Below are 13,765 nucleotides of genomic sequence, written 5' to 3' on the forward strand. Positions count from 1 at the left end.
ATACGGTTGAGGGCTTCATTATGTAACGATCTAGATAAGATTGATATGGCCTGATAAACCTTGTAAATAGTAAGCGGCTGTCCGAAAATAAAGGAATACTTACAAGAATAGTAAATAAATTTTGGGACAGCCGCTTAATTGTGAAGGAAAAGGCTAGTTAACTCAAGTCTGAAATTTGTGCCTCCGGTGCATTTTTCTTAACCGACTCAATTCCATTTTCGCGGCTCGACTCGCTTTCGTACATTTCACTATTGCCAATAACTTGTCCGTTGCTGGCTTTTAAATTGAAATAAGGCTTGCCATTGGATGACGTTTTTCTTTCAAACTTGCTGTCATCTTGCGAATTCTTTTTAACTGATTCAATGCCATTCTGGCAAGCGCCTTTGCTTGAATAGCCTTCGCTTGCTAAAATAACCTGACCATTGCCTGCTTTTAGATTGAACTGAAACTCTCCGTTTTTTCTAGTGGTGATTTCAAACTTACTCATAATTCTTTTTTATTAATGTTTACTTAGGTTGATATTTATAATCCAATTTATAAAAAGCATTATATAATTGCAACCAAAAAAGAATAAATATCATTTTATGACAGTCTGAATGCCAGCGGAATTAAAGAAATATTATCAGTGATTACAAAATGGTGTTTAAGTCAAATGTGCGATCAAGTCTAATGCCCTTTTCCGTCTGTTGTAAGGTGCAACATTCATGAATTGGATCGTGCTCCAGGAATAGTATATATTGTTTATCTGTTGCTTCCTGCAGGAAGGCTTTTTTCTCTTTTAGGGTTTGCAATGGAAACATGTCATAAGCCATTACATAGGGTAGGGGAATATGACCAACAGATGGGAGTAGATCAGCCATGTAAACAATAGTCTTGTCTTTATATTGTATTTGCGGCAGCATCATCGCATCGGTATGCCCATAAGCAAAGCGGATATTAATCCCTTTGTGAAATTCTACACCATCTTTATCGGCAACAAACCTAAGTTGTCCACTTTCCTGTATCGGTAAGATGTTCTCTCTCAAAAAGGAAGCCTTTTCTCTGTCGTTGGGGTTTACTGCCCAATCCCAGTGCTGGGCATTGCTCCAGTAAAAAGCATTTTTGAAAGCCGGACGTAGCCTGTCGCCAACCCGAATGATAGAGCCTCCACAATGATCAAAATGCAGGTGTGTTAAAAATACGTCAGTAATGTCATCTCTGCTAAAGCCTTTTGCTGCCAGTGACTTGTCTAAGGTATCATCACCATGCAAGTCGTAATGCCCAAAAAACTTCTCATCTTGCTTGTCACCAATTCCGTTATCTATTAATATCAGCCTATCGCCATCTTCTATCAGTAAACAACGCATGGCCCAGGTGCACATATTGTTGGCATCTGCCGGATTGTTTCGTTGCCATATAGATTTTGGTACTACGCCAAACATGGCGCCACCATCTAGTTTGAATAGGCCTGTATCAATAGTGTGTAAATTCATAGAATATATCGGTTAGTTGTTGCAAATATAAATTTTGCGATGAATAATAGCTAGTGTCGTAAATATAATCACAATATAGACGATAAATAGCCAAATTCACTGTACCAATGCTTAGGCTTTTATTTGCGTTTTGGTTAATGAAAAAGGGGTTGTATCATCTAGATACAACCCCCTTCTTCGTAAATATTTTGCTAGTTATAAGTGGATTACTTCACCATAAGCATCTGCAGTAGCTTCCATAATCGCCTCACTCATTGTAGGGTGTGGGTGTACTGCTTTTAACATTTCATGACCGGTAGTTTCCAATTTACGGGCAACTACTATTTCTGCAATCATTTCAGTAACGTTAGCGCCAATCATGTGGGCACCTAACAATTCACCATATTTTGCATCGTAGATAACTTTTACAAAACCATCTTTTGCACCGGCAGCGCTAGCTTTACCTGAAGCAGAGAATGGGAACTTACCAATTTTCACTTCATAACCTGCAGCTTTGGCAGCTTTCTCAGTATAACCTACAGAAGCAATTTCAGGACTGCAGTAAGTACATCCAGGAATGTTGTTGTAATCTAAAGGCTCTGGCTTGTGACCAGCAATTTTCTCTACACATATAATACCTTCTGCAGAAGCAACGTGAGCAAGGGCCTGACCGCTAACGATATCGCCAATTGCATAATATCCTTTTACTGAAGTGTTGTAGAATTCATCAACAACTACCTTACCTTTTTCGGTTTTGATGCCTGTTTCTTCTAAACCGATATTTTCGATGTTAGCCACAACACCAGCAGCAGAAAGTACGATATCGCACTCTAATGTTTGCATGCCAGAAGCAGTTTTAACCTGAACTTTGCAGCCAGCACCACTAGTATCAACAGATTCAACACTTGAAGAAGTCATGATCTCGATACCTGCTTTTTTGAAGCTACGTAACAATTGTTTTGATACGTCTTCATCTTCAACAGGAACTACGTTTTCCATAAATTCAACAATGGTAACTTTAGTTCCAAGCGTAGCGTAGAAGTAAGCGAACTCAACACCTATAGCGCCAGAACCTACAACAACCATAGATTTTGGTTGTTCAGGCAATACCATAGCTTGTCTGTAGCCGATCACTTTTTTACCATCCTGTTTTAGGTTAGGTAATTCTCTTGATCTTCCACCAGTAGCCAATATAATGCTGGTAGCTGTATATTCTTTTTGTGTACCGTCAGCAGCTTTAACTTCTACTTTGTTACCGGCTTTAACTTTTCCGGTACCCATGATTACGTCAATTTTGTTCTTTTTCATCAAGAACTGAACACCTTTGCTCATGCCTTCAGCAACACCACGACTGCGTTTGATAACAGCAGCAAAGTCTGCCTCAGCTTCAGCGGTTTTAATACCATATTCAGCGGCATGGTTAATATATTCAAATACCTGAGCACTTTTTAATAATGCTTTAGTAGGTATACAGCCCCAGTTAAGGCATATTCCACCTAAAGATTCGCGTTCAACTACTGCAGTTTTTAAACCTAACTGAGAAGCTCTGATCGCAGCCACATATCCACCAGGACCGCTGCCTATTACTATTACATCGTAGTTCATATCTTTAATAAAGGAATTTAACTTAGTAAAGCGCCAAAATTAAAAAAAAATGTTCATTAAATATGTTTTACCGATATAGGATTGTGTGATTTGTTTGTTAAGTGTAGTTTAAACACTTTATTTCAGATTCCGTGTTTATATGGAATTGATATAAATAATTGATAAACCGTGAGTTATATATTTAAGTTATATGTTAAATGTTGAAAAATATTGGCTTTCTTAATAATTATTTAACATTGAAAATAGAATGCTTGCATAATAAATTTTTAATTTTGCTGCCATATTTTCAGTTATATCATTTAAAAGAAACATTATTAACTAGCTTAAAAAAGAATGAAGAAATCTTTACTATTTAAAATCGTAGCAATTGTTTTTGCTTTCGTTGGATTTATTTCCACTGCGAATGCACAGGTTACTACGTCCAGTTTAAATGGAACCGTTGCTGATGCAAAGGGGCCTATGCCGGGAGCGACAGTAGTTGCTGTCCATAATCCGACCGGAACAAAGTATGTAGCTACATCTAATACCGATGGTCGCTATAATTTTGTGAATATTAATACAGGTGGACCTTACACCGTTACTGCTAGTTATGTAGGCTACAAAGCAGAGAAAATTGAAGGTCTTTTTCTTAAGTTAGGTGAGACTTTCACACTTAGAATTAAATTGACTGAAGGTGGCCAGGATTTACAGGAAGTACAGGTTGTTGGTAAAAACAGTACTGTATTGAACAGTAAAAGAACTGGTGCGTCGACAACAGTGAGTGAGAAGCAGTTAGAGACCATGCCTACGATAAGCAGAAGTCTTTCTGATTTTACACGTTTAACGCCGCAAGCTAACGGAAACTCTTTCGCAGGATCTAATAATCGTTACAATAACATTACGATTGATGGTGCGGTAAATAATGACGTTTTTGGTTTGTCTTCAAATGGTACCCCAGGTGGTCCGGCTGGTACTCAGCCAATTTCTTTGGATGCGATTCAGGAAATTCAGGTATTGATTGCGCCTTATGACGTTACTCAAGGTAACTTTACTGGTGGTGGTGTGAATGCAATTACCCGTTCAGGAACAAATGATATTGAAGGATCTGCTTACTTTTTTGGTAGAAATCAAAATACAATTGGTAAAAGCGTTGATGGTTTAAATACGAGAGCAACTGAGTTCTATAACAGGACTTACGGTGTGCGTGTTGGATTGCCGATTGTTAAAAATAAGTTGTTTTTCTTCGTGAGTGGAGAGATGACCCGTGTTGAACAACCTACTACTTTTAATGCAGGTGATGTGGGGTCTGTTATTAATCCGACTGACGCGCAAAAAATTGCTGATTTCATGAAGACAAACTATAGCTATGATGTAGGTTCTTTTGGTGAGAGTCAAACGCAAACGCAAAGCAATAAGATATTGGCACGCTTAGATTGGAATATCAATGATAAACACCAATTGACAGTGCGTCATAACTATATCGACGCCTTTGATGATAACTTAACAAGAAGTGGTTCAGGATTCCGTTTTGGTAATAATGGTTACAAATTCAGTAACAATCAAAATGTATCTGTATTAGAATTAAGAAGCCGTTTCAATCAAAATCTATCTAATAACTTAATTGTTGGTTATTCAAGAATCAGAGATAGCAGAGATCCATTGGGTGTGCTGTTTCCTCAAATTCAAATCAATAACATGAACAATGTTTCCACTCAGTCGGTAACTTTCGGTACGGAAAGAAGTTCTGCAGCGAATCAGTTAGATCAGGATGTTTTTGAATTTACAGACAACCTTAAGCTGTTTGCCGGTAAACATACTTTTACCTTAGGTACGCATAACGAATTCTTTAAATTCAGAAACCTATTTATTAATAATGTCAATGGATCATGGCAGTATAATAATATTACTGATTTCTATAATAAAGCTCCTAACAGGGTTCAGGCTGCTTATTCAATCCTACCTGATGATAACCGCCCTGCAGCTCAATTTTCTGCAGCGCAATTAGGATTCTATTTTCAGGATGAAATTGAACTTGATGAGACGTTTAAGTTGACAGCAGGTTTAAGGGTGGATGTTCCTTTGTTCTTTGATAAGCCATTGGCCAATCCTTTGGTGTCTTCAGTGTTCCCTGGAATGGCAACCGATAAATTGCCAAGCGGACAATTACTTGTTTCACCAAGAATAGGTTTCAACTGGGATGTAGATGGCAAAAGAAACTTACAAGTTAGGGGTGGTATTGGTTTATTTACTGGTCGTGTTCCATTTGTATGGATGGCTAACCAGTTTACCAATAGCGGTAAACTTTATGGTAGTGTTGATGTGACTAATTCAGCTACTCGTCCACTTGCTTTTATTCCAGACCCTAATAAGCAAAATACAGCAGGTGCTGCGGCTGCAAGTTATGAGGTGAATCTTTTGGCTAATAATTTTAGAATTCCTCAAACACTTCGTTACAGTTTAGGAGCAGATATTAAATTACCTGGTGGTGTGTTGGCTACTGTTGATGGATTGTACTCTAAAACAGTAAATAATGTGGTTTATAAGAACATCAATCTTTTAGGAAGAAATGGTGTTATTGCGTCAGATCTTTCAGGTGGTCAGGATACAAGACCTGCTTATGCTGGAAAAGTAAATACAACTTTTACCAATGTTCTGTTACTTGAAAACTCAAGCAAAGGATCATCATATAGCTTAACAGGTCAGTTGTCTAAATCATTTGATTTTGGTTTAAGTGCAATGGCTGCCTATACTTATGGTAAATCTGAGGATGTGAATAGCGGTTTAAATAGTACTGCTTTATCGAACTGGCAGTTCAACCAAATCGTTGCTGATGCAAATAACCCAGAACTTTCATACTCTAATTTCGATCTTAGACATCGTGTAATCGGTAGCTTGTCTTATGGTGTTAGCTACGGTAAAAACAAAACTTTTGGTACTTCAATTTCGATGTTCTATACAGGTAAATCTGGTTCACCATATACTTACCTGTATTTTGGTGATGTTAACAATGATAGTGCAAACCAGAATGATTTACTTTATGTGCCAAGAAATGCAAGTGAAATTAAACTGGTGCCTTATTATACAAGAAGTTCAACTGGTGTGATCAGTATTACTCCTAATACGCCAACTCCTGTTGAACAATGGGCAGCGCTTGATAGTTACATTGCAAACGATCCTTATTTAAGTCAGCGTAGAGGTCAGTATGCGGAGCGTAACGGTTCGAAAATGCCTTGGGAGCATCAGTTTGATGTACGTATCATGCAAGATCTTGGTGGTATGATTCATGGTACTAAAAACAGGCTACAATTATCAATTGATATTATCAATTTTGGTAACCTGCTTAATAAAGACTGGGGTAGATCATATTTTGTTACCAATAGTGCATCTACACTTGTTAACTATAGTACAACTAACAATGCTAATAGAGGCTTTAACTTTAAAGCTCCTGCTGATAACAGAGCATACAGTGTGTCTCCATTTGCTTCAAGGTGGCAAGGACAAATTGGTATTAGATATTTATTCAACTAATCATCAATTGTTGTAAAGGTAAAATCCCTGTTTCTGATAAAGGAACAGGGATTTTTCTTTTAAGTAGTAAAATCGCTACGATATATCCCGCCATTTCACATCTTTGCACCTTATTATATTTAAGGATGGAAATTTTAGCATATGTTGCTTCAGCTTTTATTGGTATTTCGCTTGGCCTTACCGGTGGTGGTGGATCTATTTTAACAGTCCCTGTAATGGTATACCTATTTGGCATTGATCCTTTAATGGCTACTTCATATTCATTGTTTGTGGTTGGGCTAACCAGTCTGGTGGGCGCCTATCAGAACTATAAACTAGGCTTCATACAAATGAGGACAGCTTTTATGTTTGGTCTTTGCTCTATAGTTGCAGTATGGCTTACCCGCAAATTACTTATTCCAATAATTCCTGAACATATTTTTACTACTAATCATTTTGTGTTTACCTCACATATGTTTATGATGGTGCTTTTTGCAATTCTGATGGTCGCAGCAGCAGTTTCAATGATAAAGGGGCGTAAGGAGTGTGAAAGCAATGTGGTTCCGCCTAGCTTAAATCTTCCCAAAATGGTGCTTTATGGATTGGGGATTGGCTTTACAACAGGATTGTTGGGTGCCGGGGGTGGTTTTCTTTTAATACCAACATTGGTGGTACTGATGGGGCTGCCAATGAAAGAAGCAATAGGTACTTCGTTGCTTATTATTGCTTTGAATTCCCTTATCGGTTTTACCGCTGATATCGGTCATTTTCATATGGACTGGCCTTTGCTGTTAAGCGTAACAGGTTTAGCTATTATGGGAGTTTTTGCTGGTGGATTACTCGGAGCGCGTCTTAACGGTGGCAAATTAAAAATTGGATTTGGCTGGTTTGTATTGGTTATGGGAGTCTTTATCCTATTAAAGGAACTTTTATAAAACTAATATTCATGGGGTAATTATAGAAACTACCCCATGAATATTAAGACAGAGATAGCAAGCGGTTGCGTACCAATAAGCATGCGCCTATAAGGCCTGCACGTTCGCCTAGTTTAGACATTTTTAAAATGGTGTCCTGGTTAACCAGACTCAATGAGTATTTGTTGATTGCACTCTTTATAGGAAGCCTGATGTATTCTTCTGTAGCGGCAAGACTTCCACCTAAAATCACCAGCTCGGGGTTAAATAGGTTGATGAGTAAAGCGATACCGCGACCAAGATTTTCTCCAATTTTGGCAATTAATTCTATAGCCAGCACATCGTCGTTATTGGCAGCATTGATGATGTCTTCCATTTTGATGTCTGCACTGTTCTTGTTTTTTGTTAAAATGGACGAAGAACCTTCCAATAGTCTTTCTTTAAACATGCGGGTTAATGCCCAGCCAGAAGCTTCAGTTTCAAGGCAGCCTTTTTTACCGCATTGGCAAATGATTTCATTATTGAAAAGTGGAATGTGTCCGAATTCTCCGGAATAACCCGACTTCCCATAGTAAAGCTGACCATTGACCAGAATTCCTAATCCGATCCCGTGATCCAGGTTTAAAAACAATACGTTTTTTTCATGATTCACTACACCAGCAGAGAATTCTCCATAAGCCATAGATTTGGAGTCGTTTTCAAGAAAAACACGGATGCCTATTTTAGATTCAATGATTTTGCTCAACGGTTCTTCGTTGAAATAGAAAAAACTATAGCTATAACCCGTGGCGTAATTGATTCTTCCTGTTAAGTTTATGCCTATGCCCAGCAACTTTTCTCTTGGAATGGTAAGCTCGGTAATAAAATCGTTAATAAGTGTACAGAGCGATTCAAGTGATTCTTTGTTGTTGTCGAGCTTATAAGGTATTTTTTCTGATACTTTAATCAGGTTTTTTTGAAGGTCTGACAAGCCAATATTGATATGGTTTTGTTTAATATCTACGCCAATAAAAAAAGCAGAATCAGGCACTAAACCATAAAGGTTAGGCTTGCGGCCCCCGGTAGATTCTACTTTTCCGTAGTCTTTTATGAGTCCATCTTGTATCAGGTCGGCCAATAGAGCTGTGACTTTAGGAGCGCTAAGGTTGAGTTCTTTACAAAGATCAGCTATGGTTGCATTGCCTACATTGGCAAAATAGCTGAGGACAGTTTTTTTTAGGCTAACATTTTTATAAGCAACGCCTGTTACGTTTTCGTTGTTTAATTCTTCAAAAAAAGTTTTTCCCATAGTTATATTTGCAATTTCTACTTTTTGTTAAACCTTGTTATAAAGGGTTTGCTTAACACAAATTAAAGCTTAATTATTCACAATCAAAGGAAACTTTGTTTGATATTTAAAAGAAAAAGGAAGTTGCTGAAAGTGTGAAGCTTACTTTTTATTCTAAAATAGTAATTGAATGATTTTTACTCTATATTTAAAATAATATATTTTATTTACAGCGACTTACTTAAAAAAAATAAAATATATTTTGATGTTATTAAAATATATGTATATTCACATTGCTTTTGATTCTGGATTAAAGAAAAACATCTGACCTGTGTTTTTATATCTGGAAACGTAAATCAAGAACTGCGCTTTAAAGTAAGATTGAACTGATTAAGTGTGCCCCGCCTCAATCTTTATTATAAAAATTAAAATAGATGTAAATTTTATATAAAGTAGAAAATGAAGCTTAAATTAATCCTTTACTGTTTTTTTGTTATGTTCCTTTTGCCGGCTATAAATGCAATGGCAGGACCGGGAATTGTTTTCTGTGGAAGTTCTTCCAATGATTTGTTTGTGTTGCTGCAGAAGCAGGGACTTAAAATCAAAAGATATAACGATGTTTTATCTGCTATTTCGGGTACGTTACCGAATGATATCTTATTTGTAATTGCCGACAATTATCCTAAGCAAAAAGTGGAGCTCAACACTGATTTTTTTAATCAGGCCAGACTTAAGAAATTGAAATTATATATTGAATACACAGACCGGATACCGGGAATAGAGATTGGTTCTGAACCGTTGCACACGCAACTGGAACGAGGCGTAGTGGCTACAGGGGTTTTTGGACCTGGTTTAAAGCCTATGAGCATTTTAGGAATTAATGATTGCTATGTATTGCCTGCCAAGGCCGACAACCCTGCTATTGTGCTGGCCAAAGTGGCGGGATTGGATAAAGCTGAATATGGGATTGATGATGTTGTTAAATATCCGTTGCTATTTGAAAAGGATAATATGATCATTGCCACCACAAAGCTGAGCAATTTTGCTACCGGCAGATATGGTCCTAACGACGCTTGGAAGCAGGTCTGGTCATATATCCTAAAAAAAATGACCGGACAGCAATACGAGTTCAGCAGCTGGACCTCTTACGTTAGCCCAATGTATGGCCCTAATGAGCCTTTACCTGTTCATGCAAAAAGAAAAAGTGTTGAACTTGGTGTAGAATGGTTTAATAAGGCGAAATTATTTGTGGATCCTTCCTGGAAGGAAATGTGGTTAGGCTACCAGGGGAACGGCGAAACTCCTTTCGGACCGCCGATGGATCAGAAACTTCCGGTCGGCGACGGGAGTCTTGGAATCCTGGAAGGTCATGCTTCTAAAATTTACCATAATGGTTCGCAGCAATACCGCTATTGGATTAGGGCTGATGTGCAGGGCGAAGCTAGCTTTGCATTGGCAGCGGCGGGAAATCTGCTGCATAAAAATGGTTATGACAAAAAAGCAGGGAAACTGATTGATTATATGTTTCACCATTCTAATTTAAGAGGGGGTGAAAGAAATGATAAGAACAGTCCTTCTTTCGGCTTAATCGGCTGGTCTGTTACCCACCCTGGAGTGTACTATGGTGATGATAATGCACGTGCCTTGTTGGGCATAATTGGTGCTTCCGCTTATATGAATACCGATAAATGGGATAAAGAGGTGGTGGAAGGTATCATGGCAAATTTTAGAACAACCGGGAAATTTGGGTACAGAGGTGACCGACTGGGAGATAAGGACTTGCAGAAGAATGGCTGGAAACACTATTGGGATAGGGATGTGGTGAACAACGCACCTCATTTTGAATCCTGGACCTGGGCTTGTTATTTATGGCTTTACAGTAAAACGGGGTACAAGCCGCTGCTGGAAAAAACAAAAACGGCAATAAGAATGACGATGGAAGCCTATCCTGATAATTGGAGATGGACGAACGGCATACAACAGGAGCGGGCAAGGATGATATTGCCACTGGCCTGGCTGCTGCGTATTGAAGACACAGAAGAGCACCGTAGATGGTTGGATATTCTAGTGAATAAATTGATCGAAAATCAGGTTGAAAGTGGCGCAATAAGAGAGGAACTTGGAGGTGAGGGTAAGGGGAAATTCGGTCGCACCAAGTCGAACAAGGCTTACGGTTTACATGAAGCTCCATTAATCTTTAGCAACGGGGATCCTATTGCTGATATGCTTTACACCAGCAATTTTGCTTTTTTTAGTTTAAACGAAGCAGCCCATGCTACCGGAAGTAAAAAATATAAAGATGCGGTGGCTAAGTTATCAGATTTCCTGACCAGGATACAGGTGAAAAGTGACAGATTCAAAGATCTGGACGGAGCCTGGTTCAGGGCGTTTGAATACAAACGCTGGGAATATTGGGGCTCTAATGCTGATGCCGGTTGGGGTGTTTGGGGTACATTAAGTGGTTGGACACAAAGCTGGATTGTAGCAACACAGGTGTTAACTTCACAAAACCAAAGCTTCTGGGACCTGACCAAAAAGTCGGAGGTAAAGAATTCTATGCAATTAACTACAGAACTGATGTTTAAAACCAAATAATAAATTAACATGCAATCTGAAAAATTAGAAAATTATATACAGCAGTACCGCGATAATCTGCTGAATGATGTGATCCCTTTTTGGTTGAAAAACTCATTCGATGAAAAATTCGGAGGCTTCTTTACCTGTCTCGATAAAACAGGTAAAGTGTATGATACCGACAAATTTGTTTGGTTACAGAACCGCCAAATCTGGTGTTTTGCTATGCTGTACAACCAGGTGGAGAAAAAAAAAGAGTGGCTCGATTTCGCTATTCAGGGTGCCGAATTTATGAAATTGAATGGACGTGATGCAAACGGGAATTGGTATTTTGCTTTGAACAGGGAAGGAAATCCATTAGTACAACCTTACAACATATTTTCTGATTGTTTTGCCAGTATGGCCTTTGGGCAATTGTATGTGGCTACCGGTAATGAAAGCTATGGTAAAATAGCTGTAGATACATTTCATGGGATTTTAAGAAAACAGGATAATAGTAAGGGGATTTATAATAAGCTATATCCTGGAACAAGGTCTATGCAGAGCTTTTCTCTGCCCATGATCTTGTCTAACCTGGTTTTGGAACTGGAAACTTTGCTTGACCCTGAATTGGTGCAGCGTACGATGAAGAATGCTATTCATTCGGTGATGGAGGTTTTTTATCAGCCGGAACTTGGATTGATATTAGAGAACGTATCGGAAGAGGGAGAATTTGTTGATTGTTTTGAAGGTAGGCTTATCAATCCGGGGCATGGTCTGGAGGCTATGTGGTTCATGATGGATTTAGGAAATAAGCTGTCTGATCCGGAACTCATTAGAAAGGCAGTTGACATTTCATTGAATATTCTTGAATATGGCTGGGATAAGGAGCATGGTGGTATCTTATATTTTAAAGATGTAAAGGGAGCCCCACCGCTACAACTTGAGTGGGATCAGAAGCTATGGTGGGTACATGTAGAAACCCTGGTATGTATGCTAAAGGGCTATATGTATACCGGAGACCAGCGTTGTTGGGATTGGTTTGAGAAGGTACATGAATATACCTGGTCTCATTTTGCTGACCCTCAAGATGGAGAATGGTTTGGTTATCTGAACAGACAAGGAGCGGTTTTATCCCCTGCCAAAGGTGGCAAATGGAAAGGATGTTTCCATGTTCCCCGCGGGTTATATCAATGCTGGAAAGTGTTGGAACTGATTGATAAAAAGAAAGCAATTTTATCTGTATAAGTATGGCAAATTTTAGTCCTCAAAGTGTAGTTGTTGCAGAAATAGACAGTAAGCAAAGCTACGTGCCGGCCTTGATATCGCTTGGTGTCCTCTATTTTATGATGGGTTTTATTACCTGTTTGAATGATACGCTGGTTCCCTTTTTTAAGAATAGTTTTACATTAAGCTATGCACAGTCTTCTCTGGTTCAGTTTTACTTTTTTCTTACCTATGGAATTGTATCTATTCCGGCCGGTAAAATTGTAGAAAAAATTGGGTACAAAAATGGGATGGTAACCGGTTTTTGTATCGCGGCAATGGGCGCTTTATTGTTTTACCCGGCTTCTATTATGCATGAATATTACCTTTTTCTGGCTGCACTGTTTGTATTAGCTATAGGCATTGTGATTTTACAGGTTGCTGCCAATCCATATATTACAGTTTTAGGACCTGCTAAAACGGCTTCTTCCAGATTTACATTGATCCAGGGAATAGGCTCTCTTGGAACTACAATAGCGCCGGTTTTCGGTGCCTATTTTATTCTTTCTGGAGTTCAGGACCAGGTATCTTCATCAGATGCCGTAAAGTACCCATACTTGGGTATTACAGCCTTGTTGTTGCTGATAGCAGGGGCCATATATGTAATGAAACTCCCGGAAATTAAAAGTAATCCTGCTGAAACTTCAGAAACTGAAACAGTTTCCAAAAAAAGTATTCTGGATTTCAGGAATCTTAAGCTGGGCATTCCCGCACTTTTCTTTTATGTTGGAGCAGAAGTATCCATAGGTACTTTTTTAACCAATTATATTGCCATTACATTGGGAGTCACAGAAGCTGCAGCGAATACTTATGTTGCGTTTTACTGGGGCAGTATGATCGTGGGGAGGCTTTTTGGTGCAGCTGTTCTGAATTACCTTAAACCTTCCAAAGTATTGGTTTTCTGTGCAGTGTCGGCGATTTTTATGATTGCGATTTCGTTAGCTTCTAGTGGATACTTAGCCGTATGGAGTATGATTGCTGTAGGCCTGTTTAATGCAGTCATGTTTGCTGTTATTTTTTCGCTTTCTGTAAACGGCTTAGGGAGATATACGACTCAGGCCTCAGGTTTTTTGTCAACTGCTATCGCCGGTGGGGCTATCATTTCGTATTCACAAGGTTTATTGATAGACCATTATAACTGGACCATTGCTTTTATATTACCCTTATTGTGTTACCTCTATATCGTTTTCTATGGAATAAACGGCTATAAGCCAAATACCTAA

General features: G+C 38.6%; 9 protein-coding genes. 5 read left to right on the plus strand and 4 right to left on the minus strand.

Annotation, left to right across the window (positions count from 1 at the left end; translation table 11 throughout):
* Positions 1–157: 157 nt before the first annotated feature.
* From B9A18_RS09930 to lpdA, 3 genes are all read right to left on the minus strand, one after another.
* A complete protein-coding gene (locus B9A18_RS09930; protein WP_084289141.1) occupies positions 158–487 on the minus strand; it encodes a YegP family protein in 330 nt (109 codons plus the stop codon).
* Between the two features lie 142 nt (positions 488–629).
* Positions 630–1,472, minus strand: a complete 843-nt coding sequence (locus B9A18_RS09935; RefSeq protein ID WP_084289142.1) for an MBL fold metallo-hydrolase — start codon at positions 1,470–1,472, stop codon at positions 630–632.
* A 195-nt stretch (positions 1,473–1,667) separates the two neighbouring features.
* On the minus strand, positions 1,668–3,056 hold the full coding sequence (lpdA, locus tag B9A18_RS09940; protein WP_084289143.1) for a dihydrolipoyl dehydrogenase: 1,389 nt from the start codon (positions 3,054–3,056) through the stop codon (positions 1,668–1,670).
* Positions 3,057–3,389: 333 nt separating this feature from the next.
* On the opposite strand from lpdA, the gene B9A18_RS09945 reads away from it, so the two are divergent.
* Positions 3,390–6,563 carry a TonB-dependent receptor gene (locus B9A18_RS09945; RefSeq protein WP_084289144.1) on the plus strand — a complete coding sequence of 1,058 codons (3,174 nt, stop codon included), beginning with the start codon at positions 3,390–3,392 and terminating at the stop codon, positions 6,561–6,563.
* A gap of 125 nt (positions 6,564–6,688) precedes the next feature.
* Complete coding sequence (locus B9A18_RS09950) at positions 6,689–7,477, plus strand: sulfite exporter TauE/SafE family protein (RefSeq protein ID WP_084289145.1); 789 nt, start codon at positions 6,689–6,691, stop codon at positions 7,475–7,477.
* Positions 7,478–7,520: 43 nt separating this feature from the next.
* On the opposite strand, the gene B9A18_RS09955 is transcribed toward B9A18_RS09950, so the two are convergent.
* The gene (locus B9A18_RS09955) at positions 7,521–8,744 is read right to left on the minus strand and encodes an ROK family transcriptional regulator (RefSeq protein ID WP_084289146.1); all 1,224 of its coding nucleotides are present in this window, start codon (positions 8,742–8,744) and stop codon (positions 7,521–7,523) included.
* 438 nt (positions 8,745–9,182) lie between these two features.
* Here B9A18_RS09955 and B9A18_RS09960 point away from each other — a divergent pair, with 438 nt between their 5' ends.
* Genes B9A18_RS09960 through B9A18_RS09970 form a run of 3 tightly spaced genes read left to right on the plus strand, consistent with a single transcriptional unit; the run spans position 9,183 to position 13,765 of the window.
* Positions 9,183–11,318: a hypothetical protein gene (locus B9A18_RS09960; protein ID WP_200816343.1), complete on the plus strand. Its 2,136-nt coding sequence runs from the start codon at positions 9,183–9,185 to the stop codon at positions 11,316–11,318.
* A 9-nt stretch (positions 11,319–11,327) separates the two neighbouring features.
* Positions 11,328–12,524 (plus strand): n-acyl-d-glucosamine 2-epimerase, encoded by a 1,197-nt coding sequence (locus B9A18_RS09965; protein ID WP_084289147.1) that lies wholly within the window; start codon positions 11,328–11,330, stop codon positions 12,522–12,524.
* Positions 12,525–12,526: 2 nt separating this feature from the next.
* Positions 12,527–13,765, plus strand: a complete 1,239-nt coding sequence (locus B9A18_RS09970; RefSeq protein ID WP_084289148.1) for a sugar MFS transporter — start codon at positions 12,527–12,529, stop codon at positions 13,763–13,765.

This window comes from Pedobacter nyackensis (assembly GCF_900176505.1).
Classification (GTDB): Bacteria; Bacteroidota; Bacteroidia; order Sphingobacteriales; family Sphingobacteriaceae; genus Pedobacter; species Pedobacter nyackensis.

Bases quoted from the DNA above. Each gene is read 5' to 3' on its own strand.
- B9A18_RS09930 (WP_084289141.1), bottom strand. From the start codon at position 487: ATGAGTAAGTTTGAAATCACCACTAGAAAAAACGGAGAGTTTCAGTTC.
- B9A18_RS09935 (WP_084289142.1), bottom strand. From the start codon at position 1,472: ATGAATTTACACACTATTGATACAGGCCTATTCAAACTAGATGGTGGC.
- lpdA (WP_084289143.1), bottom strand. From the start codon at position 3,056: ATGAACTACGATGTAATAGTAATAGGCAGCGGTCCTGGTGGATATGTG.
- B9A18_RS09945 (WP_084289144.1), top strand. From the start codon at position 3,390: ATGAAGAAATCTTTACTATTTAAAATCGTAGCAATTGTTTTTGCTTTC.
- B9A18_RS09950 (WP_084289145.1), top strand. From the start codon at position 6,689: ATGGAAATTTTAGCATATGTTGCTTCAGCTTTTATTGGTATTTCGCTT.
- B9A18_RS09955 (WP_084289146.1), bottom strand. From the start codon at position 8,744: ATGGGAAAAACTTTTTTTGAAGAATTAAACAACGAAAACGTAACAGGC.
- B9A18_RS09960 (WP_200816343.1), top strand. From the start codon at position 9,183: ATGAAGCTTAAATTAATCCTTTACTGTTTTTTTGTTATGTTCCTTTTG.
- B9A18_RS09965 (WP_084289147.1), top strand. From the start codon at position 11,328: ATGCAATCTGAAAAATTAGAAAATTATATACAGCAGTACCGCGATAAT.
- B9A18_RS09970 (WP_084289148.1), top strand. From the start codon at position 12,527: ATGGCAAATTTTAGTCCTCAAAGTGTAGTTGTTGCAGAAATAGACAGT.